The organism is Oceanipulchritudo coccoides (genome assembly GCF_010500615.1).
In the GTDB taxonomy this organism is placed as follows: domain Bacteria; phylum Verrucomicrobiota; class Verrucomicrobiia; order Opitutales; family Oceanipulchritudinaceae; genus Oceanipulchritudo; species Oceanipulchritudo coccoides.
The window spans coordinates 1,075,025-1,101,665 of the sequence record NZ_JAAGNX010000001.1 but is presented as its reverse complement, the minus strand read 5'-3'; the positions used below and the strand labels follow the sequence as shown (position 1 = coordinate 1,101,665).

The 26,641-nt window shown below is 53.2% G+C and carries 13 protein-coding genes; 7 read left to right on the top strand and 6 right to left on the bottom strand.

Annotation, left to right across the window (positions count from 1 at the left end):
* Nucleotides 1–8: 8 nt before the first annotated feature.
* Nucleotides 9–10,115 carry a non-ribosomal peptide synthetase gene (locus tag G0Q06_RS04190; RefSeq protein WP_163962760.1) on the top strand — a complete coding sequence of 3,369 codons (10,107 nt, stop codon included), beginning with the start codon at nt 9–11 and terminating at the stop codon, nt 10,113–10,115.
* Nucleotides 10,116–10,127: 12 nt separating this feature from the next.
* On the opposite strand, the gene G0Q06_RS04185 is transcribed toward G0Q06_RS04190, so the two are convergent.
* A complete protein-coding gene (locus G0Q06_RS04185) occupies nt 10,128–11,483 on the bottom strand; it encodes a glycosyltransferase (RefSeq protein ID WP_163962758.1) in 1,356 nt (451 codons plus the stop codon).
* Nucleotides 11,484–11,602: 119 nt separating this feature from the next.
* Here G0Q06_RS04185 and G0Q06_RS04180 point away from each other — a divergent pair, with 119 nt between their 5' ends.
* The gene (locus G0Q06_RS04180) at nt 11,603–12,307 is read left to right on the top strand and encodes a class I SAM-dependent methyltransferase (RefSeq protein ID WP_163962756.1); all 705 of its coding nucleotides are present in this window, start codon (nt 11,603–11,605) and stop codon (nt 12,305–12,307) included.
* A 16-nt stretch (nt 12,308–12,323) separates the two neighbouring features.
* On the opposite strand, the gene G0Q06_RS04175 is transcribed toward G0Q06_RS04180, so the two are convergent.
* Nucleotides 12,324–13,007: a 4'-phosphopantetheinyl transferase family protein gene (locus G0Q06_RS04175; protein WP_163962754.1), complete on the bottom strand. Its 684-nt coding sequence runs from the start codon at nt 13,005–13,007 to the stop codon at nt 12,324–12,326.
* Entirely contained in the window at nt 12,994–13,209 is a 216-nt protein-coding gene (locus tag G0Q06_RS04170; RefSeq protein WP_163962752.1) for a dodecin, read from the bottom strand. The genes G0Q06_RS04175 and G0Q06_RS04170 overlap by 14 nt, the downstream gene beginning before the upstream one ends.
* 278 nt (nt 13,210–13,487) lie before the next feature.
* Between G0Q06_RS04170 and G0Q06_RS04165 the strand changes: the two genes are divergently transcribed.
* Complete coding sequence (locus G0Q06_RS04165) at nt 13,488–14,246, top strand: PEP-CTERM sorting domain-containing protein (protein ID WP_163962750.1); 759 nt, start codon at nt 13,488–13,490, stop codon at nt 14,244–14,246.
* A 225-nt stretch (nt 14,247–14,471) separates the two neighbouring features.
* A complete protein-coding gene (locus tag G0Q06_RS04160) occupies nt 14,472–18,467 on the top strand; it encodes a glycosyl hydrolase (RefSeq protein ID WP_163962742.1) in 3,996 nt (1,331 codons plus the stop codon).
* A gap of 124 nt (nt 18,468–18,591) precedes the next feature.
* Here G0Q06_RS04160 and G0Q06_RS04155 read toward each other — a convergent pair whose 3' ends face one another.
* Nucleotides 18,592–20,010 carry a PQQ-dependent sugar dehydrogenase gene (locus G0Q06_RS04155; protein WP_338045105.1) on the bottom strand — a complete coding sequence of 473 codons (1,419 nt, stop codon included), beginning with the start codon at nt 20,008–20,010 and terminating at the stop codon, nt 18,592–18,594.
* Nucleotides 20,011–20,236: 226 nt separating this feature from the next.
* Between G0Q06_RS04155 and G0Q06_RS04150 the strand changes: the two genes are divergently transcribed.
* Nucleotides 20,237–24,031, top strand: coding sequence for a ferrochelatase (locus tag G0Q06_RS04150; RefSeq protein WP_163962738.1), 3,795 nt, complete (start codon nt 20,237–20,239; stop codon nt 24,029–24,031).
* A gap of 18 nt (nt 24,032–24,049) precedes the next feature.
* On the opposite strand, the gene G0Q06_RS04145 is transcribed toward G0Q06_RS04150, so the two are convergent.
* Complete coding sequence (locus G0Q06_RS04145) at nt 24,050–24,949, bottom strand: DUF6268 family outer membrane beta-barrel protein (RefSeq protein ID WP_163962736.1); 900 nt, start codon at nt 24,947–24,949, stop codon at nt 24,050–24,052.
* A gap of 150 nt (nt 24,950–25,099) precedes the next feature.
* On the opposite strand from G0Q06_RS04145, the gene G0Q06_RS04140 reads away from it, so the two are divergent.
* Nucleotides 25,100–25,927 (top strand): DeoR/GlpR family DNA-binding transcription regulator, encoded by an 828-nt coding sequence (locus G0Q06_RS04140; RefSeq protein WP_163962734.1) that lies wholly within the window; start codon nt 25,100–25,102, stop codon nt 25,925–25,927.
* On the opposite strand, the gene G0Q06_RS04135 is transcribed toward G0Q06_RS04140, so the two are convergent.
* Nucleotides 25,924–26,256, bottom strand: coding sequence for an ArsR/SmtB family transcription factor (locus tag G0Q06_RS04135; protein ID WP_338045104.1), 333 nt, complete (start codon nt 26,254–26,256; stop codon nt 25,924–25,926). The two genes, G0Q06_RS04140 and G0Q06_RS04135, sit on opposite strands and share 4 nt — an antisense overlap.
* A gap of 78 nt (nt 26,257–26,334) precedes the next feature.
* Between G0Q06_RS04135 and G0Q06_RS04130 the strand changes: the two genes are divergently transcribed.
* Nucleotides 26,335–26,541, top strand: coding sequence for a YgaP-like transmembrane domain (locus G0Q06_RS04130; RefSeq protein ID WP_163963328.1), 207 nt, complete (start codon nt 26,335–26,337; stop codon nt 26,539–26,541).
* Nucleotides 26,542–26,641: the final 100 nt, after the last annotated feature.

Below are 26,641 nucleotides of genomic sequence, written 5' to 3'. Positions count from 1 at the left end.
ACTCCCTCGTGACTGAACCCCAACCAGATTTCCTGCACGAAAAGCTGCAAAAGGATTCCGGCCTGAGCCGCAACCAGATCCCTTTCTGGATGGGGCAACATCTCAGTCCTGAGAGCCCTCTCTACAATACGGTTTTTGCCTTTAAAGTTACCGGACGGCTTGATCCTGATGCTTTCTCCCAGGCATGGCAGGCAGTCGTGGACAACCACCCGATTTTACGCCTGAAGATCCGGGTTGAGGAAGCAAGGCCCAGGGCCGCAACAAATCCGGAAGGTTCGTGCAGCTTGAAAAGGATGGACCTTACCGTGAAGGCGGATCCCCAAGGGGAATTCAAGCGCTGGTCCGAAGAACGGGCCTCAAGGGTTTTACCACTGGACGGGGAGCTTGTGGATTCGGTCCTGCTGAAACTGGATGAAGACTGCCATGGCTGGTATCTTAACCAACATCACTTGATCACCGATGCCGTTTCGACAATCAATCTGGTCGATCTGGTATTTCAAACCTACAAAAGCCTTCTGGAGGGGTCAGCAACTTCCGCGGACGGACCTGACTATCTGGATACGATCAATTCCATCCAGAATAAGGCAAATGCGAGGCTGGAGTCTGCCCAGGGACACTTCGATAAACGTCCTGAAAGCCTTTTTACCAAGCCCCTGTTCTGGGGACGGCCCAAGCTATCTGAAACAACTGAAACCGAGCGCATTGTCATTCAACTGACCCCCGAAGAATCCAATAAATTCCGGAAGGTCATTTCAACGCCTCCGTTTGCCAGCCTCTTCCAGGAACTGTCCGTGCTAAGTGGTTTCTCGGCCATCCTATCCGCATGGCTCTACCATGTCTGTGGTCAGAGAACCTTTCGTTTTGACATGCCAATGGCGAACCGTCCGAGCCCTGTATCGAGAAAATCACTCGGACTGTTTCTCGAAATGTTGCCTTTCTGCGTGGAGATTGATGAGGAGGACACCTTTGCGACGCTTGGGAAAAACTGCCTCGCAGAAACGCAATCCCTGCTCAAAGCCTGTGGGCCCGGCAGCAGTTTTGTCGGTCAACGCAACGCAAGCAGCGCCATCCTGAACTATTCTCCCCAGCCATTCAAGAAGGTTGACGGCATTGCCCTGGAATCTGAGTGGATACATTCCGGACATTGCGACAGCGTTCACGGATTCCAGATGCAGATCCATGATTACAATGGAACAGGAGCATTCACGTTGTACCTGGATTTCAACAAGTCGTGCTTCTCCACTACCGAGCAGGAACGGGGAACCTTCCTCATGCGTTCCATTATCAACGCCTTTCTTGAGAATTGCGATACTTGTATTGGAGAAGTCCCTACGCTTTCTGAAGCTGATAAAGAAGCATTCCTTTTCAACTTCAATTCAACGGATGAACAACCGTTTCCGGAGAAGACGGTCGTTGAACATTTTCAAGCCCAGATAGACACTACGCCCGACAGGATTGCAGTCCGAGAGGGTCAAGAGAGCCTTTCCTACTCTGAGCTCGGTGAGAGGGTTGCCTCCCTGTCCGCGCTCTTGATTGAGCGAGGCGTTGGCTCGGGAACAGTCGTTGCGGTCTGCATGCGGCGCTCAATTGATGCCGTGACCGGGATTTTTGCCGTCCTCAACTCCGGTGCGGCTTACGTCCCGCTTGATCCGGAATACCCACCTTCACGACTTGCCTACATCCTCGGCGACTGCGGTGCCAAGTTGGTCCTCACACACCGCGGACTACAGGAGAAGCTCCACGGGTTTGAGGGGAATGTCTTGGACCTCGACAAGCCAAGGAACAAGGTTGCCACCACGGAAAGAAGCATGCCATCGCTTTCAGACCAAGCCTACATGATCTATACCTCCGGTTCGACAGGTCAGCCAAAAGGTGTCCCGATAAACCATGATGGGCTCTCGGATTACCTCGAATGGGCGGAACGTCAGTATGTCCGCGGGGAACAACTGGCCTTTCCCCTGTTTACTTCCCTTTCCTTCGACCTGACCGTCACCAGCCTGTTCCTTCCCCTCATGACCGGCGGTACGCTTGTCATTTACGAGGAAAGTGACGGACCAGTCGACTCAGCTGTCGTTGACGTGATCAGGGATAACCAAGTCGATCTGATCAAGCTGACGCCATCCCATTTGTCCCTGTTGCAGCAACTGGATCTCTCGACTTCCCGCATTCGGAGGATGATCCTCGGTGGTGAAGACCTGAAGGTCCATCTTGCCGATACTATCTCCAGACAGTTTCCCAAGCCGGTTGAAATTTTCAACGAGTACGGACCAACCGAAGCTGTAGTGGGGTGCATGATACATAAATTCGATTCGAAGGCCGACCGGGAAATCAGTGTTCCGATAGGGAAGCCTGCTGATCATGTGCAATTATACGTCCTCAATGGCAGGCTCAATCCTGTCCTTCCGGGAATACCTGGGGAACTGTGCATTTCCCGGCACGGATTAACCAGCGGTTACCACGGACGGGATGAACTCAATGCTGAGAAATTTGTCCCCCACCCTTGGCAGGAAGGGCAGAGACTATACCGGACAGGCGATCTGGTGCGCTTCAATGAGCGCGGGCTCCTTCAGTACTTGGGAAGGATCGACCGGCAACTAAAGATTTCCGGCTTCCGAATTGAACCGGGTGAGGTCGAACGCTCGCTGTTGCAACATCACGGAATTGAAGCCTGTGTCGTCAGCAGTTACCAACCCGGTCGGATGGTCGGCTACTATGTTGCAGTGGAACCTCTCAGGGAGGAAGACCTGCGAATCTATCTATCGAACCGCCTCCCTGATGAGTTAATTCCCCACCGCTTCATTCCTCTCAAGAGCATTCCCCTCACCCCGAATGGCAAGACTGACTTCAGTGCACTCCCGAATCCAGACGAGGCAGACCTTGAGGACATTGGACAGTTTATCGCGCCTTCCGGAGAGGTTGAGGAACAGGTGGCCGAAATCTGGAAATCCGTGATTGGAGCGGAACGCATAAGCGCCACCAGTAATTTTTTCCAATTGGGCGGGACGTCGCTGGCCGCCATGGAAGCAATGTTATTGACCGGCAATGCCTTTGAAGTGGACCTCCCACTACAAACCATCTTCCAGGAGAGCACGATCACTCGCATCTCCGAAAAGGTTAAAGAAGCCATCAGGCGGAAAGCATCATCGACTTCGGGAGAGGAAACGGAACCAAAGGCAAAGGGGTCACTCCGGGCGGATCACAAACAAGTTGATGGCATCATTAAGCGCCCCGCCAATGAACCGGCTCTGGCTTCCCCTGGGCAGCAGCGGATATGGCTTCTGCACCAGGTTGAGCCAAGCTCGCCTAACTATAACATCGCCCAGTATCTGGAATACCCCGTCGACACCATTGAGGTTGAGCGGATCCGTCAAACCATGGATGAGATGCTCCGGCGCCACCCTGTGTTGAGAACAACCTTCACGCTTCAAGATGGGCAACTCGTGCAGGTTATCGATCAGAGCACGCCCGCCCGGATGGATATCGTTGAGGGGGATAATGCTGAACTGCTCGAGGCTAAAGTATCCGAATCTCTTCTCCTGCCCTTCGACCTTGAAGAAGGTCCCCTTTACCGGCTGGTATGCGGAAGTTCGGATGGAAGAACTCTCATCGGGTTTTCTTTCCACCATATCATCTTTGATGAGTGGTCCTCTGGAATCTTTTTCAGGGAGTTCAGCAGAATCTTTAATGCCCTCTGTAAAGGGGCTGGACACGGATTGCCAGAGCCTCAGTTCGACTATACGGATTTTGCCTACAGTCAGATTCTGGATAACCAGTCGGGAAAGCTGGATCAGCAATTGGCATACTGGAAAGGCGTCCTTGAGAATCCACCAGGCCCACTCACTCTTGCCACAGACCGGCCGTACCCAGCTGAACTGACGGACATTGGATCGACGGAAAAGATCATCCTGCGAGGTCAGCTTGTCGACGCCATCAAGGAACTCGGCACAAGCGGGGGATCCTCCAGCTTCCCGGTCTTCCTTCTCGGGTTCCAACTCCTCCTCAGCCTGTACAGCCGGACAGATGATATCCTCATTGGAACACCGGTTGCCAACAGACGTTACCGTGAAACCGGTGGCATGATTGGATTTTTCCTGAACACACTGTGTCTAAGGCAGGAATTCTCTTCCAATCCCACTTGCCGTGAAGCCCTTCAGGCCGTGCGAGAGGCCTACCTTGAGGCTATTGCAAACCAGGACGTCGGGCTTGACCGGGTCTTGAAGGAAGTGGATTACGAGCGTGTTTCCGGGCGCCATCCACTCTTTCAACACATGTTTGTTTTCCAGCAGGAAGACGACGTTTCACCATCGGTCCGCTTGGGAGATTCAACTTCAACCACGAAATGGGTTGAAGGGGAAAGATCGAAGTTTGACCTGACTCTCTTCGTGATTGAAGGCAAAGACAGCTTTGAATTGGCTATCGAATACAGGTCCTGCCTCTTCAACGCGGACTCGATAAGAAGATTGCTTGGGAGATACTCTGTCATCCTCAGGGAACTCGTTTCTAATATGGGAACCCCTGTATCCAAAATAAACTACATGACTGATGAAGACATCAGTCAGGTCGATACCTTTAGTCAGGGAGCCGTTATTCCCGAAATCCTTAACTCCGGCATTGGTTCCCTCCAGCTGGAATCACACGAAGCCGGCGGCGAATCGCTGGCGATCATTGGACCGGAAGATTCACTCACCTATGCGGATCTAAAATGCCGTGTGACCGCGCTGGCCAAGGCCATTTTGCAGCGATGCGGCGGACAGGATGAACCCATTGGCGTGCTAATCCCAAGATCAGCCGATGCCATCGTCGCCCTGCTGGCCGTGCAAAGGGCGGGAAGGCCGTACCTGCCGCTTGATCCAGACTATCCGGATGAGCGGTTGCGCTTCATGGTTGAAGATTCGGGAGCCGGTATGGTTATTACCACCCCCGATTTGGCTGGAACAATTGCTTACGGATCATCCATTGAGGTATTGACGGAATCCGTCCTCGTTGCCGATGCGGATTCCGGAGCTTCTCTTCCCCTACCTGCGGAAGAACAGGCTGCCTACATTATCTACACCTCGGGCTCATCGGGGAAACCCAAAGGCGTATCGGTCCCATCAGCCTGCTTGATGCATTCAACCGGAGCCCGCTTCCACTACTATCCGGAGAATCCTGGAAACTTTCTTTTGATTCCCAGTCTGTCATTCGACAGCTCCGTTGCGGGAGTTTTCTGGACCTTGATGAGCGGCGGGACCCTGTGTCTTCCTGACCGTCAAATGATTCAGGATCCTGAGCAACTGGGTGCCTTCATCCGGGAACACAAGGTAAAATCCCTTCTGTGCGTGCCAAGCTACTACAGGGAAATCCTGCGATTGAACGGGTCAAACCTCCAGAGTTTGAAGATGGCCATTGTGGCTGGGGAAAGCTGTCCCCCGTCACTTGTGGAGGCCCATTTCGAGAATCTTCCGGACTGCCGTCTATACAATGAATACGGTCCAACCGAGGCAACAGTCTGGTCGACAGTACATGCCATTGATAGGGTTGAATCAGCGACTGGGAGAATTCCAATCGGGAAGCCTATTCCGAATTCCATTGTTCATGTTGTTGACAGGCACAATCGCCTGATGGCTCCCGGATTGCCCGGGGAAATCTGCATTGGGGGCAAAGGGGTCACGCCGGGCTACCTGAATCGACCAGAATCCACCGCGGAATGTTTCCACGAGCTTCCCCCGATCGGCCGAATCTATCGCACAGGTGACCAGGGAATCTGGGACTCATCCGGAAACCTGCATTTTCTAGGCCGTCTGGACAATCAGGTGAAAGTCAGGGGCTACCGTATTGAGACAGGTGAGATTGAGGAGGCATTACTATCAAATCCCCATGTTACAGCTGCTGCGGTAATCATCGTTGAGCGTGAGGATGCCCCCAGCTACTTGGTTGGATTTGTCGAAACCAAGGAGAAGGCCGAATCATCCATCACGCAGGATTTAAAAGCACATTTGGCGACGAGGATCCCTGAATACATGATTCCGGCTCGGCTAATCGCCTTGGCCCAGCTCCCTTGCCTGCCCAATGGCAAGGTCGATCTGAGGGCCCTTCAATCCCACCTTCAGCTTGAAGTGCAGGTATCGGTTCCCGGCAGTGATCTCGAACACAGACAGGAGAGAGAAGATTCAATTTCGGAAATCCTGAAGGGAGTGTTGGGAATTCAACAAATAAGTCACGAGGACAATTTCTTCAATCTCGGCGGCGATTCCATTCTGGCTATCCAGGCAGTAGCCCGCGCCCGGGAGGCTGGGCTATCCATTACGGTTGGACAACTCCTCGCATCCAAGTCCATCGGCGAACTGGCTAATTTAGCCAACCCTGCCACTCCACCAAAAACACTTAAAGATAAACCGATCGGCGAAGCTCCATTGACGCCCATACAATCGTGGCTGCTCGAAAAGAAAAACTTGGACCCCAGTCATTGGAACCTTTCCGTCCTCTTGAAAGTGGATGCTGTCATTAAAATTGAGGACATACAGGAAAGCATCCTTAAGCTGATTGACCACCATGATGCGCTCCGGACTGCTATCTGCAAAAAAGACTCTGAATGGAAACAGGTTATTCTTCCCAACAATGGCAGGTCCTTCCAACTTGAATCTGTCCATTGCCCCGACGGGGACAGGCAATCCATCATCCGACGCACTGCAGACGAGCTTCACAAGTCAATCAATCTTGAGAAAGGTGAGCTGGTCAGAGGGGCATTCTTTCACAGCGAGGACAGGGAAGAAAACCAACTCCTCCTGATCATTAACCACATCGCTGTCGACTGGGTTTCCTGGAAGATCCTTCTGGAGGATCTTCAATCATTGCTCGATATCAGCCCTGGCGCCCCCTCTGCCCTTCCTCCAAAAACGGCCCCCTTCCGGACATGGGCAAAGGCCCTCGCGGATTTCTCGGGAAGCAAGGCCATTCAAGGGGAAATTAATTTTTGGAAAAACCAGGCCTATAGAAGATGTCCTAAGATCCCTCTCGATTCAGGAACTCCTGAGGATAATCTGGAGGGCAGTGAGGAAATCCTCCAACTGGAATTCAATCAAAAGGAAACTGGGCAAATCATTGAAGTTGCCAGCAAGCTTGGCGTCACTGTACAGGCAATCCTATACGGCGGAATTATTCGGTCCTTGGGGAAATGGTGCTCTTCCAGTTCGATCCTTGTCGACCTCGAGGGACACGGCCGGGAAGACTGTGTTCAACCTCTCGATACAACACGCACCGTCGGCTGGTTCACCAGTCAATTTCCGGTAGTTCTGAATGCCCGGAATTCCTCCTCTGACCGTGTCTTTTTCAAGGGCATCCAAGCTGAACTGGATGATATCCCGAATCGAGGCGTGGGATTTGGGATATTGAAGTACCTTGCACGGAACGACCCGGAAATTTCCGCGGTTCCTGATGCTGAGGTCACCCTCAACTACCTTGGAAGACTGGAAACGGCCGTCGATAAAGGGCCCCTCAGCGTAATAAAATGGTCGATAGGAGATGATCGAAAGAAGGAATCACCAAGAACGGCCATCATTGAGGTAAACGCTTTCCTGTCAGCTGACAGGTTGGTCGCAAACTGGTCTTTCAGCAGGAACCTCCACCGAAAGTCCACGATCACAAAACTCGCGGATGATACCCGCGCATTTCTTTCACAAGCGACTGATACCATTCTCCAACAGGAAAGCGGGCAACTGGCCTATCCGCTGACCAATGCGCAATCAACCCTCCTCGCCCATCACCTCCAGAAGAACTCTGAGGACCAGGGTCAAATTCAGCTAAAGCTTGCCCTGACGGGTGTTTTCAAGGAGTCCCTGTTCCGCGAGGCATGGCAACACGTCGTCGAGACATTCCCTGTAATGCGGACAACTGTCCATTGGGAAGAATTGTCTGAACCCGTGCAGTTTGTTCACCAAAAAGTGGAGTGGGACGTCTCGATTGTCGACTGCATGAATTGTTCAGATGAGGAGACCGCATCACAATTGGCATCGATCACGGAAAAGGAGGTGGCCACTCCGTTACAATTGGCCACGGCCCCGACCTTCCGCTTGTCCATTCTCCGGGCATCGGAAACATCCACATGGCTGCTCTGGACCTGCCACCATATCATCCTCGATGGATGGTCAAGTGCACTGATCCTCCGGAGGATGGTGAAGGCCTATAACCAACTGCTTTCCGGAGTGGCTCCTGAAAGGGTTGAAAGCGCTCCTTTTAAGGATTACTGCGAATGGCTTTTCTCAAGGTCACATACGAGGGCGCGCATGTTCTGGAGGTCCCAATTCAAGGGAATGAAAAACAGCCCGCTCGTTTCAGCCACCCTGCAACTTGAAGCAGATACGGACAACCAACCCAGGGAGCGGCACAGGGTCTCCTTGAGGATGGAAAGTCTTGAGCAGGGCGGGTTGGAAAAGGTCGCCGGAGAATGCCGCATCACACCGTTCGCCGTCTTGCTCTCGACTTGGACAGTTCTTCTGTCCGAGCTGCTCGAGACTGACCGGGTCGTAACTGGCTTAACGGTCTCCGGCAGGTACGACCGGGTTCCGGGGGAGGAAAACATGGCTGGAATGCTCGCCAATACAATCCCGGTTGTCGCCCATCTAAACAGGAGGTTGACATTCAAGGAGTGGTGCCGCGAATTCTTCGGACAACTCCAAAAGTACCGGGAGTTTGATTACTGTAGTGAAAAACAGATACTTGAATGGACAGACCTTCCGCGGACTCTCCCGTTGTTTGATTGCCTTTTTATTTTTGCAAACCAGCCAATTGATCAGAATAAAGAGGATGATCCAGATTCGCTTTCCATATCGGATATCAAGGGAGGATTCACTTCGGGTTACCCGTTGACGGTCATTTTCCGGAATTGGAATGGATTCTACATTGATGTCATTGTTGACCGGGAGGCTATCGATCCTGCTGTGGCTGATCATCTTGCTTCACGCTTTAGCGACATTTTCTCAGGCTTGGACAAGGTCTTGGACCAGTCGCTTGCAGACTTGAAATGCGCTCCCAGTCCCTTCAAACGCGTTGATCCGCTGGAATCTGAGCCCGAGAGTGCATTTCTGACAGGAGGAACAGTTCCCGGAAACCCCGTTGAATCACACATTCAGGAAATCTGGCAGGCAGTCTTCCAGAGGAAACCCCTGGGACTCGAAGCCGATTTCTTTTCCATCGGAGGAAACTCCCTGCTGGCCACTTACCTGATCGCGGAGCTCAACGATGCCCTCGATCAAGAAGTTGCCATGGACGCAATTTTCCAAGCCCCGACAATCCGCTCACTAGCCAATCTTGTTCAGACCAAATCCTCTGCAAGCAATAATGCAAAAGACGACTCCCTGCTTGTTCCAATCAAGGCAATGGGTGACAAGATCCCCCTGATAATGATTCACCCGCTGGATGGGGATATTTACCAGTACCATCTTCTCGGACAACATTTGCCGGATGATCAGCCCTTTTATGCCATTCGCGCACCAAGTAGGACATTCACAAACGTGGATGAAATGGCTGAACATTATACTGACCTTGTCCTTCAGAATTTTCCGGACGGGCGATTTCTTCTGGGTGGCTATTGCTTCGGAGCGGGGGTCGCACTCCAGATGCTGCATAAAATGAGCGAGCAGGGCCTGAAGCTGTATCCGCTTGTGGCCATCGACTTCATGTACTTGAACCTGGTCCGCTACCGTCCGAGATATCTTCTGAAACTCCTGCGCGACGAAAACCTGCATAGCCTCACCCAGCGGATACGAGGCTGGAGTTACAAGATCGGGAAACGCCTGAAGCGGCTCTTCAATTCAAAAGGAACAGGACTTGAGCGGGATATTGAAGACCACTTTGAATTGCCGGAACTCCCGGAAGCCACCCGCCAGCAAATCGAGGCGAATTTTTTCCTCTTGGATGCCACCAAGCCAAAACCCTACTATGGGGATGTCGCCTTGCTGTTGTCCGATTCGGTTTACTCAAGGAATGACAAATGGGTTGGCTGGGACCGATTCGCGAAGGGTCGCCTTTACCGGGAAATTGTCGATGTCGAGCACACGCAGATGATGGAGGAAGCCCGAATCGGGAAAGTCGCCAAAGCTCTTGTCAGGCTCCTGGATCAAATACACACCAAAGCCTGAGGCAGACCACGGCTAAGTGGATATCAACTTGTCCATCAATTGACTGAAGCGCTTGCCTGCCTCTTCGCCCTCATACTGTGAGGCGGTTTCCTGCAGTTTCCGGGCAATTGATTCGTCCGTCAGGATTTCCTCGATGCGTTGCACGATTGCCTCAACACTATCTGATTTATCTCCCCGCAGGCCGATGCCGTGGTAAGCAACGCGGGCAGCGCATCCATTCTGGTCGAACATCCCACCGGAGTAGACAAGTATCGGAACCCTGAATACAAGACACTCGTTTATGGAGTTGATGCCACCATGGTTGATGGAGCAATGAGCCTGCCTTAACACCGCCAGCTGCGGAATCATTTCAAAAACGTGGGCATTCGGCGGGATATCCTTCAACTCCTCGAGAGTCGAGGCATGCCCAAGGCCGCCAATCAGAACCCAGTCAGGCCGGGAGCCCACAGCTTGGAGGATACGGGCAAGGAAGCTGACATCACCTGCATGCATTGACGTTGCCGCAAGATGGATGAGCCTTCTTCCGTTTTGCCGACAATCCTCAAGTACGCGTGTGACTTTTTCTCGAGTCCCTTCATCAACGCGCGCTTCCGCCCGTCGGGTTTTTACCATTGGGCCGATATATTGAAAATTTGGACGTACTGAGTGAGGAAAGTCCAGCTCACCGGCAGTCATGCTCAGCACGGGAAGTTCACTGTAAGTAAACGGCGGAGGCCAATTATAATTCTGTAGAAGCCTGCGTGGAAAGCCAATGGACTTGGCATAGCAACGCAGGGCCGAACGACGATCCGTGAATCCCGATGACCATGCCGAAGACTGGTTTTCCTTCCATCGCTTCATCATTCTCCTGGCCCAAGCCAGACGGATTCCCAGCCGGCTTCCCTTGAATCCGTTACCGGGAACAATTGTTGATTCGATCGGTGGAAGACCCGGCCGATTCCAAATGCTGAACCATGAGCAGAACAGGATAACGTTGAACTTTTTCGCTACCGAAGTGATGATAAATTCGTGCAATTCGACATGGGCGAGCACCACATCGGGAGAGAGATCGTCCAACATGCCGGAGAAGGATCCCACACCCAGTCGGTCAACTGCCTCTGCTTGCCGGATTCCTTTACGACGGACCTTCCAAAGGAAACGTCGGAAGTCGCCCAATTGTTTGATTCCCTCCGGCAACGGAGGCTCCGTTTGGCCGGTAACAGCTGGCAATTGCAGAAATTCAACCCCTTCCGCTTCAATAATGTCCCCAACCGGCCGGGGACTCGCATAGGTGACCCGGTGCCCCAATGCCTGTAACCGCGCCACCAACTGCAAACTGGAATTCAGGATTCCGGATGTGCCGGTCGACATGCAAAGAATGTGAGCCATTATCTGTTTCTATGGAAGGATCAGGGGGTGCGGCAACAATTCAATTATTGAATGTCCATTGAGGCCTCCCTTCTTTTATAGAATTGCTTAAAGACGGGTCGGCCCTACCCTGCATTTTCATGACACCCCTCGGCATTCAGTTACGTCTTCGAAGATACGCGAGTCTTGTCTACCAGCGAATCGGCTTGCCAAGCTGGAGCCCGGAGGCCCGATACCTCAAGCAGTCTACTTCCCCGAAATTGCATATCGGTTGCGGACATCATCCGTTGGATTCCTGGCTGAATACAGACATGCATCTGGCCAGCAAGAATTCGTTCTACCTGAATGCGACAAGGCGGTTCCCATATCCGGACAACGCCTTTGACTATATCTTCAGTGAACATCTGATCGAGCATCTCTCCTATTCCCAGGGGCGGGTCATGCTTGACGAATGTTTCAGGGTCCTGCGACCGGGAGGAGTCATCCGCACCGCCACGCCAGATCTTGCCTTTGTCATTGGCACCTATTTCGCCGAGCCCGATGAGCTGACGAAGGCTTACCTTGATCACCAGCACAAAAGCAGCATGCCATGGGCACCTGCCGATGATCCGGTTTATTACATCAATAACTTTGTCAGGGACTGGGGGCACCAATTCATCTATGACCGCGAATCCCTGTCCCGGTCGCTGGCTGATTCAGGGTTTATTGAAGTCCGGGAACTCCCAGTATGCGAAAGTTCCGAGCCTGCCCTTTGCGAGTTGGAAAACACCACCCGCAAACCAAGGGAATTCTTTGAATTGGAAACAATCGTCATAGAGGCGCAAAAACCGCCTGTTTCAGAATAACAATCGTTCCTTCGGTTTATTCGGGCGATTCCCGGCGAATTACTGCGCTTGCGAAGACATGGGTATCCGTCATGTCGTACTTCCCTCCAATTTGGGCACAATATTGAGGCGTACCGGATTTCAAACCCGTGAAAACAATCTCGTAGGTCTTTGCCCCCGGATCGAGCCGTACCTCCGCCTGGTGGAATTCAATAAACTGACGGGTAATGGGATACTGGCATTTGTAGGCTGCCTCCTTGATACAAAATACCAGTTTGGCAAAAAGACCTGCCTGCCCAACCGGGTAACCGGATAACCAACCCTGTTCCCCCGCAGTACAAATCCTGCGGATCAACTTCTCATCAAGTGGCTCAGCCAATTCAATATCCAGCCCCAGGCCGATTATCTCCCCTCTTTGGCAAACAGCTGCCCCACAAAAACCCTTTGTATGGGATATCGTGCCAACAACCCCCGCAGGCCAGCATGGCGACCGGTCGGGATTTGAAAGAATGGGCGTCTTGGCTATGCCAAGCTTTTCCAACGCCAGATGTGCACTGACCCGGCCCCCGCAAAACTCAGCCTGGCGCTTGGCAACAGCGGACTCGACCAATGCCCATTCCTCGGGAAAGACCTGGTCCCGGAAGATTCCGGGCTCGGAACAGGAAGTGCTTATCTCAGGGGGAAAGAGGCCCTGCAGCAGCGCTTGATCAGTCGTTCTCATCCAGGGTAAACCCGATCTTCACCCCTACCTGCCAATGATCGACTTTGCCGTTGTCTATGTGTCCACGGATTTCCTGAACCTCGAACCATCGCAGGTTGTGCAGGGACTTGGATGCGCGACTGACTGCATTCTCAACGGCCTTTTCCACCGATTCCTTCGATGAACCAACTATTTCCACTTTTTTATATATATGATCTGACATGATTTTTCCTGAATTGAGGGTTTACCATACCCAAGATACGAAGGGAAAAGGCGCTTATCAAGCGTTCGTGCTTCCCCATCGCATGATAAACCATGTTCCTCCCGCAGCTTGACCGCTTTGACTGCAGGAAAAGTAAAAAACACTAGTATCCCGCAGACCGGGACAAAATTCCACCCCTATGAGACAATTTCACCGGGCAAATTATGGTGGAAAATGACATACTAGGTTGTCCAAAACTAAGTCTAACCCTTGGAATAACACCCCGAAGTCGAATTAATATGAAAAAACTCATTCTCACTCTGCTTGCGGCAAGCATAGCTGGTCTGGCAAGCCACGCCCAAGTAACCATTTACTCCACCGATTTCAGCTCTGACACGCTGATATTCGATGATAACACGGATGGTGGGCTACTTTATAAGAGCCAATTCACCGGTGAGGGCACTTGGGGAGCTTTAGCCTCGGGTGCGGTGGACATCACCACGACAAAAGGAAGTGCGGCTCTTACCTTGAAGGGACACGAAAATGGCAGTAATCGGTCGGCCGCTATGTTCATCAATTCCGCCACCATCAATGGATTGACCGGATTGAATACATTCGAACTAAATTTTGACATTCTCGATATCAATAACGCCGCGGGATCCACACTCTACGTCTCTGTGTTTGAGGCTAAATTCGGTGTGGGCTCTCCAAATGCCTACTACATGGATGTGGTCACTGCAGCAGGTGTAAATGGATCTGTAGGTAAATTTGCGGCATCTGATGCCTCTTTCAACCAACTGGGGACTACTGTCACCTATACTGATGCAGATACGGCTGGCGGAACTTCTGGTTTATTGGACCAGACAATCTCCTTCACCCGGTCAGATTCATCGTTTGATCTAGTGGTTTTCTTCGGATTCGACAGGGACGTGACCTTCTCCAATGCCGCATGGGTGGACGATGTCAGCATAACCGCTGTCCCTGAGCCTTCCATGTATGCCCTGTTGGGCGGATTCCTCACCCTCGGGTTTGTGCTCATCCGCCGGCGGCTGAAGTAAGGACCATTCAACCTCTTTTTATCGAGAGCTCCGGATACCCCGGGGCTCTTTTTTTTTGTTTAATCCATATACCCTGATTCCTCTACCCCTTGTGCCACTGGCCAGTCACTTGTGATGAATGGACAAGGCATTCGATACACTGGGACAAACATCTCCTTCCCAGTTGTGCTACAATATCCACGCTTTAACAACCCAACGGCTACCCAACCCCCAAAAGCAAACCCTATGAAATTCCGATTAATCGCCTCCCTGACGATCCTCCTTGCGCCCTTCGTCATGCATTCCGCCACCATCCAAGCTGGCGATGTGACCGCGCTCCTCGGGCCCGATTTCCTGATAGATGGTGCCTCCACCGGCGGAACCGACACCAACTCGGACGGATCCGGCAACATTTACATTCGAAAGACTCTCGACCTGAGCCAAGGACCCGATGGCAGCAATGTCTCTATCACCGGCATTGGCTGGGCTTCCTCGGGCACCGGCACCACGGCGACGGAAGTCACGGTGACAATCACCCATCTGGGTGCTGACGCCGTATTCGGCACGGCTGACGATATCGAGCTCGGAAGCCAGACCGATACGCTCAGCTTTTCCGGAGCGAGTGAATATTATTGGACCTTTGACACACCAATATCTGGAATCGTGACGTCCTCCACCCGGGATTTCCGGTTCAAGCTGACGGCCAACGCGCCCCTCAGCCTGAAGGGAGTCGACTTTGTCCCAAAACTCAGCGCCGCCGGAACATCGACGGCTATTAATCCCTCGGGTTATACGCCGGCAGAGATTGACCTGGGCGATGTGACCGCACAGCTCGGACCCGATTTCCTTCTGGACGACGCCGCCACAGGCGGGACCGACACCACGACCAGCGATCTCTTTGCCAAGCGTGTTCTCGGAGTCAATCAAGGTATCGATGGCAGTGAAGTCACTATCACGGGCATCGGCTGGGCCTGCGCCGGGGCTGCTGCAACAACCGCAACAGAAGCAACCGTTACAATAACCTACCTGGGCGCCGATGGCACTTACGGCACAGGTGACGATATTGATTTTGGGACCCATACCGCAGCCTTCAATTTTGCCGGGGCAGGTGAATACTTCTGGGCCTTTGACTACCCGCTGACCGGAACGATCGACGGCTCCGTACCCGAATTCCGCATCTATATCGCGGCCGACGGCAACATTCGCTACAAGGGCATTGATTTTGCTCCGAAACTCAGCCTTGCCGGCACCTCGAAGCCTATCAATCCAATCAATCAAAACCTTGCCCGCCTCGCCAATGTAACCGCTTCATCCGGACAAAGTCTTGCCCGCTACGCAACCGACGGAGTTGTTGGAAGCGATTTCAAATGGATCATGCCCAATACTGAGCCCGCACCAAGCTTTTCAGCCCCGCAGACGCTTGAAATTGAATTTCCGGGGCCGGTCGAAATTGGTAGCTACCACCTTTTCCACGGCGTCAATAACGGCCAGACAACTCGCAAGTTCCGCATGGATTATTACGATGAGGGACTTGTCGACTGGGTCATCATTCCGGGCTCATACAAGGACAATTCAACAGCGGACTCCGAGCACAACATCATCTTCTCACCCATTACCGCCAAAAAGTTTCGCCTCACGATTCTTGAAAACTACGGCGATGGCCGTCCCAGAATACGCGAGTGGGCACTCTTCCCGTTCAACGCCGGTGTCGGATATCCGCTCGGGACCGGGGTCACGCTCAATATGGCCAAGGATGGCCGCACAGAAGTCAGCGGAAGCGCAGTCGGACAGGCCCCGCGCCTTGGAGTCGATGGTTACCTCGGAAGCTACTGGTTGTCCGGAGCGACCGGAGGCCACACCTTTGAGGTCTACATCCGTGATGAGATTGACATCAAGTCGGTGCACTTGCATTCGGGGACTTCATCCTCCGGCACGCCGATTGCCGACTTTGATATTGAGTACCGTGACGACGCCGACGGCCTTTGGAAAGCCGCCCCGGGAGCAACCATCACGGGCAACACGGAGACCGATCTGGTCGTCGACTTTACCTCTGCCGTGCGAGCCAACGCGGTCCGGGTCAATATTAGCGATACCGCCCAGGTGGCCATCCGTGAACTCCAGGTTTTCCCGGACAATGGCGCCAGCGGATACCCGCTCGACATAAATGCCAAAAGCAGCACCCCGCCAGCTGAGTCATATGAGGACTACAGTGACGGCTTCTACCAGCTCCTATCCGTCGTCGATGGCAACGCAATGACTGCCGATTCGGTTGGCGCCAGCGTGGTGACTCCAGACACTGAGGACGACGCGCAGCTTTATAATGTCCTCCTCAATGCCGGATCTGAAAATTACCGGATATTCAACGAGGGAAGCCGGGAGGTACTCGCTGTCGCGGATGCCTCCAAGGCAGCTGATGCGGCCGTCATTGAGGAACCGTATACTGGATTTCAGAGCCAGCAATGGATTCTCGAAAGCGCCAGCGGTGGCTCTGTTAAATTCAGGAATGTATTTTCGGGTCTCTATCTTGAGGCAGATGCCGGCACGGTCGTGCAACGCGCTGAAGCAGCTATCGATGCCCAAAGATGGGATGTGAGCTTTGTCAGGATTTTTCCCAAGAAGGGAATGGCCGGTACTGAAAATGTGAATACACCTGCCTCGCCTACCCTTGGCGACGACATGGGTGCCAACTGGTGGTACGGCTGGACCGCCAATGACTTTGTCACACTCGATACCACCAAGACGGATTATACGCCCATGCAATGGGGCAAAGCCAATCTCGACGTGGACAATTACAATGCGGCAACCCAGCTGCCCTTGACACTGCGTTTTCCAGACTGGGCCACGCGCGGTTATCCGCTTATTCTCATGGGCTTCAACGAACCGGACAAGTCGGAGCAATCCAATATTCCGGTTAGCGAAGCAGTGGAGCTCTGGCCGCAGGTCATGGCCGGTTCGCTCCCGCTTCTCAGCCCGGCAACAGCCCAATACAACAACACATGGATGCAGAATTTCATGGCCGAGGCGGATGCCCGGGATTTCAAGATTGATTACCTTGGCATGCACTCCTACCGCGGACCGGACTTGAGCAGCGGAAAATACAACGATCCCAGCCAAATCATTTTGAATATCAATGATCTCTCCGCAACTTATGCTGACAAACCAGTCATCCTGTCGGAATTCGGGTTCTCCGCATTTGCCAATACGGTTTCATGGACCGAAAACGATCTCTACCATGCCATGCTTGAACTGCTCTGGCGTCTGGAAAACAACCCGGTTGTAAAGCGCTATTCAATGTTTGGATTCAAGGAGGTGAGCGATGCTGACCCAACCAAGGATTTCAGCATGCCGGTTGATCCCACCGGGCTCCTGCGGCGCAGTAACTGGAAATACTCGGATGGCACCTTTACTTCAATCGGTGAGCTCTACATGGGCTGGGACGGCACGCTCAGCCCGTTGGCCGACAAGCCCTACATCCTGCACAACCGTGGCTTTGACATGCGGGTGCATAACGATGGATCAGCGGTCGTTGACCAAGCCGATATCCGCACCGGGGGACCATCCGCGCAAGTCGTCTTTGAGGACATTGGTAATGGCTTTTACTACATTACCTCGGTCATCGACGGCAGCCGCCTGCGCCAGTCCAGTGCCTCGACAGTCGAATGGGCCTCGCCCTCAACGACAGGCACCGACGCCCAATGGTCATGGAGCCAGGTGGAATTTGGTTGGTACTTGATTACAAACCGCTCGACCGGAAGCCATCTGCGATACTCCGATCTCTCGGGGATCCATATTCAGGCCAATGCAAGCCCGGGGGAATTCTACCATTGGTGGTGTGTCCCGGCCCTTTTGCCGAGCACTTATGAAAACTGGGGCATCTACGCTTTCCAAGGCGCTCCCGGAGGCACCGCCGTGCTCGCTGGGGATGATCCCGAGAATGATGGTAAGACCAATTTTGAGGAGTACGTCCTGCTGACGGATCCCCTCAATCTGGATCCCGACATCTTGACCATTTTCCCGGGGCCAGCGTCAACCGTGAGTCTGGCCTTCGATATCAATCGCTACGCGACTGGTTACTCGTGGGACTTGTACAGCAGCCCGGATCTCTCCACCAGCGTCTCTAGCTGGCCAGCGGCTCCGTTTACAATGGAGTCCCAGACAGACGACCTGAGTTTCACACGAATGGTGATCCAGCCCACCGGTGCCGTCACCGACAAGCAGTTCTTCGTGATTCGGGTTGAGTGATCAATCCATCGCACTGAACTCTCGGTTTATTTTAAGAAGCCTCCCTGACACACCTGTCAGGGGGGCTTCTTTTTATCCGGGAATCAATCCCGATAAGCCATCGGGTTAATTCCAAACGACCTGCTCAGTTGTTGGACGGCACCAACCGGACAACCCGGCTTGGACCACCGTTACGGTTTTCATTAAGAATTAAATAGAGTGCCCCATCCGGACCCGTCGCAACATCCCGCACCCTGCCCTGCCCCTGAAGGACAATCTCGTGCTCTTCCACCTTGTCCCCATCCAGTTTGAAGCGTTCAAGCTGCTCCGATCTCAGGCCGCCGACAAACAAATCGTTTTTCCATTTCGGAAAGGCATCTCCCTCGTAGAAATCAATCCCGCATACCGCAATACTCGGTGTCCAGTAATGAACAGGCTGCGCCATTCCGGGAGCAGCGGTACGGCCTGTAATAGGCTTTCCATTGTAGTTGATACCGTAGCTGATAGCCGGCCAGCCGTAGTTGACCCCTCGCTCAATGCGATTCAACTCATCCCCGCCGCGCGGTCCATGCTCTGTCGACCAGATTTCACCGGTTATCGGATGCAGATCAAGCCCTTGGGCGTTCCGGTTACCATAGCTCCAGATAGAAGGAATCGCGCCCTCCTCTTCAAGAAAGGGATTATCCGACGGAATGCGGCCATCCTCGTGAATGCGATGGATTTTGCCATTGGGAAAACCCAAATCCTGAGCCTCCTGCATGACCCCTCGATCACCGATTGAAAAATACAGGTAACCATCCTGAAAAACAAAACGCGTTCCAAAGTGTACCCCGGACCGGCCATAGAATTTATCGGGCGCACGAAAGATATCCTCATGATCAATCCATTGACCATCCTTGATTCTCCCCCGGGCGATTACCGTCATGTAAGCATTTTGGCCGGAGGCAGCTTTTGATCTCTCAGAATACCCGAGATATATCCAACCGTTTTCCTCGTAGTCTGGATGGGCTTGGGCCTCCAGTAAACCGCCTTGCCCGTACCGATCCACTTCGGGCAGATCTTTAATCGGCTCACCAAGCTGGCCATCCCGCGCAACGAATAGTTCACCACCAAATTTCGCCAGCAACATGCCGCCATCCGGAAGAAAACTGATGGACCAGAAAATGTCTCCCTCCAACTTCAGCACCTCCTCCAATGTGAAGGAATGATGTTCGGAAGTGAAAACGCCTTCAACCGGTTCGCGGGCTTGGGTAGCTGTCTCTGCGAGGGCAATTTGCCTCATCTCGCGTATGTAAATCACCAGGGACTGGATTTCCTCGTCCGAGAGCACTCCCTCATAAGGAACCATGCCTTTATCCAAAACGCCTTCCCGGATCACCCGCGCCATGTCCGCATCGCTATCCCCGTGGATCCACTCATCATCGACCAGATTTGAGCCAAGGCCGCCCTCAAGGGATTGACCATGGCAAGCGAGACAATGCTGCTCGTACAGGTCGACGACGGCGCCCGTCCCTATTCGGCTCTGCGCCGGCAGGTTGCACGCCAGAAGGAACAGACTTACCACTAGGCATATCCTTTGCATTAACCCCTAAGCAAATTGAGTTTTCGGTGATTCTCAAGCAGCCAAAGTCCCTTAATCGCTTGAATGCGGCATTTTTATCAGACTTGACACTAGGGTTTTTACCTTATATTTACAGAACCAGTACTATTCCAACAGGCCGTAGCTGTCTGTCGTCTGGCCTTGGGCAACTGCGGGATAAAAGCCGAATTCATTCAAAGGAGAATACAAGATGAAATACCCCGTTGTCGCAATCCTCACTATCGCATTACTGGGTGGTGTCCCTCAGGCATATCCAGCAAAGATTAAAAGCCCCATCCTGCCCGAAGGCGATGGTAGCCAGCTTGTCAAAGGTCCTCCTGCCGAGCTGCAGCTCCCCTCCGTGGCAGTGGCAAAAGGGTTTTATAAAGACAAGAATCCCCCCAACGGATTCAAGCGTGTTGCCTTGATGTACGTGGCTCACGGCGAGCCGGCGACGGTCGAGGATGGCGATGAAATTATTGTCTTTCCCGATGGATCACCATTCGGTCCCCACGCGGTTGAACTCAATGTCCCCGAGGCATACCAGTACACCGAATGGGCTGCTGCGTATGAGGAAATCGCTACAGCGATGAGCTACATTTTCTGGGACATCAATGGAAACGGGATCCCGCACGAAGTGGGTATTGTTCCACATGGTGACGTTCCCGGATTTTTCACATGGGAGGCATTCCATGCATCCATTTACGAGCATTATGCACTGGTAAATAACTACAGCCCGCATAATGATGTTATTCGCGCTCACTTTGATTCTGTAGACGTCCAGGTCAACGGAGCCAAAGTCGATACCTTCCTGGCCTATCTTGATGATATTCCGAGAATTCCCGACGTCGTCTATGAAATTGCAGCCGGTGACTATGATGAACTCGTAGTCGTTCCGATGCTCGTGGCAAACTCCACCCACACGGAGGAAATTACCGGGATGATTGAAGAAGTCGGGCACCTCGCGGAAGGGATTGAGATTCTCGTCGCCGAGCCATTCTTCGAAGTTCCCTATATGAGGAAGAGCTTGAGGGACAGCATCCTTGCAATGGCTTTCCAACTGGCTGACCACATCCCGATGGAGGTCGAGGATTACAACATTGGTGTCGTCCTTGCTTCCCATGGGACTCCTTATGTTCCACCGATGCCCGAGTTCGGATGGGTAGAGGGAGAAATTTTTTCCGAACTCATTCCCACGGAAGACGCCTTCCACGAGGAAATTGCCAAATCCCTTCCATGGGCCTCCAAGACGGGCCGGATGAACTATTCCGAGCCTGCCATTGAGGATGCATTGGCTGACTTTGAAGCGGAGGGATATACCGATGTGATCGTTGTGCCGTCGGCATTTCCGACCGCAGCCATTCATACAATGTATGATGTGGCCAGTGCTGCCATGGAGCGGGCTGTTCTTCCCGAAGAAGGTGTTGTCACGCATGAGCGGTTTTCCGGAATGCGAGTACACTATACTTCAAGGGGCTTTGCTGACGCAGAACCCGGCGTGAGTGAGTTTCGTGATGGTCTGGCCTTCCTTGGAAGAATAGCCGTCATGGAAGCACTCAAGAAATCCCCGCCGGATATTTATGAGGAAACCCACTTTCCTCCCGGGGAGATGTTCATGATCCTCGATTCGGAAATGGATCCAGGCACCGGACTGCAATTCCTTTTCTATGAAATCACCGATGGTAATTGGCCTGCGGATTATGAAGGCATCCCTATGCCCGATTGGGTACTGACGGATCCTCCGTCCGCTTCCGGTAACTCCACATCGCGTATGATGATTTCACTACAAGACAACCTGACATCCCTCACAGGAAAAGACCTCAACGGCGCACAGCTGGGCCTTGTCGTCCTGGCATCGGATTCGATCACCCCGACTGACGAGGATCTCCGTGGATTCTCTACCCTCACGGGCACATACAACGCCGAAACGGGAATCGACTTTGGCCGGGTGGAATTGTCCCTGCCCAGCTCGGGAACTCCGTGTCAACCGGGAGATGTCTGTGTCACGGTTTATGCGGATGAGGTAACGGGTCCCGACTTCAAGCTGATGCTGTACAAGACAACTGAGGGCGAATGGCCACAGGACTTTATCACCCTCCCAACCCCGACTGCAGTGGTCACACAAACCGTTCCCGTTCCGGATACTTCCCCGGTGGAAATTCACATTCCGCTGGAAGGTAACCTCTTTACCTTCTCGGGAGAGGAACTGATTGGCGAACGTCTGGGTTTGGTCGTCGTGACAGGAGTCGCAGCCAACTTCGTCGTCGAAGCGACGGATGCACGCGGATTTTCAGCAGGCACAATGATCTATGTGCCCGGTGAAGCAATGGACTTTGGGGAAATCGAACTAACCATTCCGCTCGGCAATCCCAGCGACCTGAACCCGTACCATCCGCATCGCTTGTCCGGTCCCCTCATGTGGACCGAACACATGCTCGGAACGGATGACTTTGTCCCGGGAGCCATTTACCTGGATGTGGCCGATCTCGACGATGATGGCGTCAAGGACATCATCATGGTCGGCGAGCCCCACTTTGAAATGCCAGAGCTGCCTTTGACAGTCCTGAAACTCGGGGTCTACTACATGAACCCAGACATGACCATCAAGGATCAGGAAATAATTGATTCCTGGTCGGAATCCGATCCCGTGCTCTACAGCCCGTGGGGTGTCAAGGTGATCGAACACAGTGGCGCACCAATGATTATTGTCGGGTGCAACATTCCTGAACTGGCTCCGCTGGAGGATGGATCGGGCGCCGTCCTTTCCTATCGTCGTGTCGGCGATAACTGGGTCCGCTCGGCAGTGCGAAGCAATCCGAACCCGTTGGTGACAAATTACAATGCCATGATCGTCGTAGCCTCGGATATCGACCAAGACGGGGATGAGGATCTCGCCATGAGTGGCGCTTTCGCGACCTCTTCGGTTGGTAGTTGGTTGGAGAATACAGGCGATCCTTCAAACCCGTGGATTGAGCACCTGCAGCCGATGGCTCCCGGTACCGATCCGTACATCCGCGGTACCCTCGCCTACAAGAGTGCCGATCTCAATGGTGACGGCTACCCGGAGGTCTTCTACAATGCCATGTTTGACATTGCCGATACCAATCCGCCCCGATACCGCGGGGAAATCTGGATGGCTATCAATCCGGGACCCGGTGGCTGGGACAGCCCATGGGAAATGGTGGTCATTGATGATGATAACTGGGCCGCCGCAGACATGTGGGTCCACGACTTCGATAACGACGGATACCCGGACCTGATCGCCAACCAGATCTTCAACCAAACCGTCACCCGCTACTGGAATCCGGGTGGCACACTTACTGAGGCCTGGACACCTGAAGTCATAATCGATGACCTGACCTCGCCCAGCGACATGTGGCTTGCCGATATGGATATGGATGGACTGATGGATGTCTGCAGCGCCGATCACACCGCTCACCGGGGATTCTGGCACAAGAATCCCGGATTGGCCGGGACGGGTATGTGGAAACCAAACCTCATCTTCCGGAATATCCGCCTCCCGGGTGACTTCGCGATGGTGGATATGGATAGCGATGGCGACACCGACTGGGTGGGCACCTCCATGTCATACGGAAAGGCCTTCATTATGGAACAGATCCATCCCGAGGAAAGCCTTGTCGTGAATATCTCACTACCCGATGGGTTCTCTGGAAATATCAGTCAGCTCATGGTCACGCTGGCAGGAAGCCTTCCGGTAATGGGTCCGCCCGCAGCGGTTCTTGCCCAGATCCAGAATGGAGATGTCGATGGAGATGGAATCGGGGATGTGGATAATATTCTCAACACCTCAACGGACCTCACCCTCGCCTTCGAGGATGTTGGCCTGACCGGCGAATACCATGTCGTCGTCGCCCTCTTCATGGAGGGAGGAGGCGTCTTCGCACCGGTTCCCGGGGTGGATTATATGGGATCAACCCAGAAACTGCTCTTTGGACAGGGAGAAGTCGATGCGAGTGTGGAATTGCAGCTGGTTCCTCCGATGTAAATCGGAGGGGCCTGTGCCCTAAAACCGCGACGAGATGCTCAATGCGGCCACGGGAGTTGAATCCAAGTCGTCCGAGCCGATCTTTTTGCCCTTGCGATTCTCAACGGTGATTTCACCGGAGATGAACTGGCCAGCGTAGAGATCTATGGAGACAGATTCGCTGGCCATCCAGGTGAGCCGCAGAAAAACCGGAATTCCCTCGATTTCACCAATGCCGTCCGGATTCGTTCCATCTTCATCCAGGCGGAACCGGTTTGAGCGCCAGCCGCCACCCAAGGCAACCTCCCAATCTGTATTGGGGGAATAGACCATTTCCAGGCCGGCCGGTCCCGCAGGGCCTGGGCGGAATGGATTGCCTACACGCCAGTTGTCGTTGATCTGCCAGTCAACCAGCAGGACGGGAAAGGCTGAAGTTTCCTCCAGCCCGGTAAATACGCCGGCACCAACTCCAATTGTCAGGGTCTCTGAAACCCGGTATCCGTAGCTGAGGATTGTCCCGAATGTGAAAGATTTGCTCCAGTCAGCTCCCTTACCCCGCGCAATTTCCATGCTTGGTGCAATGAAGAGGACACCGTCATCCCCGATAGGCCGGCGCCAGCCCAGTCCGATTGAATAGTTGACCACATCCCCCCATGGAGCCACGAAGTCGGCCGAACCAGCCTGTCCAAAGTCGTAATCCTGGAAGCTTGCTCCAATCGAGAGACCGAGGTTTGAACCCCGTCCGAGGGACCAGTCGACCCCGACCTCAAGATCGGTTTGATCCACTCCCAGTTCACCGCCCTGATCCAGATCCGCCTCGCTGATCCAACTCTGCGTGACCGAGAATTCGGTCCGGGTCTCTGAGCCGACTAAAGAACAGGCCCAGAACAAACTGGCAATTAGACTGAGATGAACTCTTTTGCTGAAATACTTCGACATGAATGAAAGATTTTCCATCTAAATGGAAATGGCAAGGCAGGCAGATGCTTTTACCCCAGCCTTCAGGATCCTATCCCCGAATTTTCCTCAAATTGCTTTTGCTATTCCCGAAATGGAAGCATAATTTTCCCCACAATATTCCCACCAAATATGCACCTTTTTAAAAAGTACTCTGACGCCAGCAAGGCGAGCCGTTGGGATCGATGGCGGAAAATCTTTGACCTGCTTGAAGACCGCCATGTCATCCATATCAGCGATATCATTGCAGAGACGGACGCCAAACCCAGCGTCATCGAGAAGGATATTGCGACACTCTCCTCGCGCGGTTTGGTCAAGCGTACCGCAAAGGGCGGCCTGACTCTCGAGCGCTATCATGGGGAAAAGTCCTACGATGAGCGCTTAAAGGAGGACGTTCAGGGTAAGGAAATCATCGCCGCTCTAGCTTCCGAGAAATATATCGTAGAGGGCATGACACTATTTCTCGATGGAAGCACAACGGTAAAGGCAATCATCCCTTTCATCGCCAACCAGAAACTCCGCATCATCACCAATAATCTCTCCATTATCTCCGAGCTTAGAAAAAGCAATTTTCCCGGAGAGATTCTCTGCACAGGAGGCCATTTCCGGTCCAACGCCAATACCGTCGTCGGCGAGAGCGCCTGCATCATGATCAACCGCTATAAGTCAGATTTGACAATCTTAGGCGTCGAGGGCGTGTCATCCGAAATGGAGCTCATGGAGGCCCATCCCGGCGAAGCCCTCCTCAAGCAGGTCATGATCGAGCATTCAAGACGCACCATCATCCTCGCCATGCCTAAGAAATTTAATGATGATTCCCTCCTCACCTTCGCCACCCTGAAGGATGTCGAGGCCCTCATCTCCACTCGCTTCCCACCAGGCCCGTTTGCAGACGCTGCCAAGGCTCAGGGAGTCCGCCTCGAATGCCCCGCTTCATCGACCGGTAACCAACAGGTCTAGTTCTCGCAATACAACCCGTGAAGGGTCGCCAGAATCTCCATCACGTCTTCGCGCCCCACCCGGTAATATATTGTCTGCCGGTCCTTCCGCGTCTGCACAAGGCCCTCCTTGCGCAACTTCGCCAGATGCTGTGACAGCGCCGAGCCGCTCAGGGGAATCCGCTTCAGGATCTCCCCCACGTTCAATTCTCCCTCAACCCCCAAGTGACACAATATCTTCAGCCGCTCAGGATGGCTCAATAACCGCATCATCGTCGAGGCCATCTGCACCCCCTCCGATTGCGCCATCCCGTCCAATAGCTCGCTCCCAATTGTTTCCTCGCGGTTCACGTTTTTCTTTAATTTAGATTTGACTAAATTAGAAAATGCTAAAGTTATGGAGGGATGCAAGGAAAAACAGAAAAAAAGCTGAGTATTGAACAAGGGGTAATGGCGATGGCGGGGAGCTTTGTGCTAGTGAGCGTGATTCTGGGGATAATCTGGACACCATGGGCACTTGGGTTCACGCTATTTGTGGGAGCGAACCTGTTGCAGGCGGCCTTCACGGGGTTTTGCCCGGCAGCGATGGTATTTGCGAAGCTGGGCCTGCGCGGGGGCTGTGTATTCAACAAGTAAAGGGGAATGAGGATGCGAGTAAAAGGGATAGTGTGGCCATGTGTGGTGGCGATTTTTCTGGCGGGATGTGGGGGTCATGGAGACGCCCCTGGGCAGGAGG

Excerpts from the sequence above, each read along its gene's own strand:
- G0Q06_RS04185 (WP_163962758.1), bottom strand. The coding sequence starts at position 11,483 with ATGGCTCACATTCTTTGCATGTCGACCGGCACATCCGGAATCCTGAAT.
- G0Q06_RS04180 (WP_163962756.1), top strand. The coding sequence starts at position 11,603 with ATGACACCCCTCGGCATTCAGTTACGTCTTCGAAGATACGCGAGTCTT.
- G0Q06_RS04175 (WP_163962754.1), bottom strand. The coding sequence starts at position 13,007 with ATGAGAACGACTGATCAAGCGCTGCTGCAGGGCCTCTTTCCCCCTGAG.
- G0Q06_RS04170 (WP_163962752.1), bottom strand. The coding sequence starts at position 13,209 with ATGTCAGATCATATATATAAAAAAGTGGAAATAGTTGGTTCATCGAAG.
- G0Q06_RS04165 (WP_163962750.1), top strand. The coding sequence starts at position 13,488 with ATGAAAAAACTCATTCTCACTCTGCTTGCGGCAAGCATAGCTGGTCTG.
- G0Q06_RS04160 (WP_163962742.1), top strand. The coding sequence starts at position 14,472 with ATGAAATTCCGATTAATCGCCTCCCTGACGATCCTCCTTGCGCCCTTC.
- G0Q06_RS04150 (WP_163962738.1), top strand. The coding sequence starts at position 20,237 with ATGAAATACCCCGTTGTCGCAATCCTCACTATCGCATTACTGGGTGGT.
- G0Q06_RS04145 (WP_163962736.1), bottom strand. The coding sequence starts at position 24,949 with ATGTCGAAGTATTTCAGCAAAAGAGTTCATCTCAGTCTAATTGCCAGT.
- G0Q06_RS04140 (WP_163962734.1), top strand. The coding sequence starts at position 25,100 with ATGCACCTTTTTAAAAAGTACTCTGACGCCAGCAAGGCGAGCCGTTGG.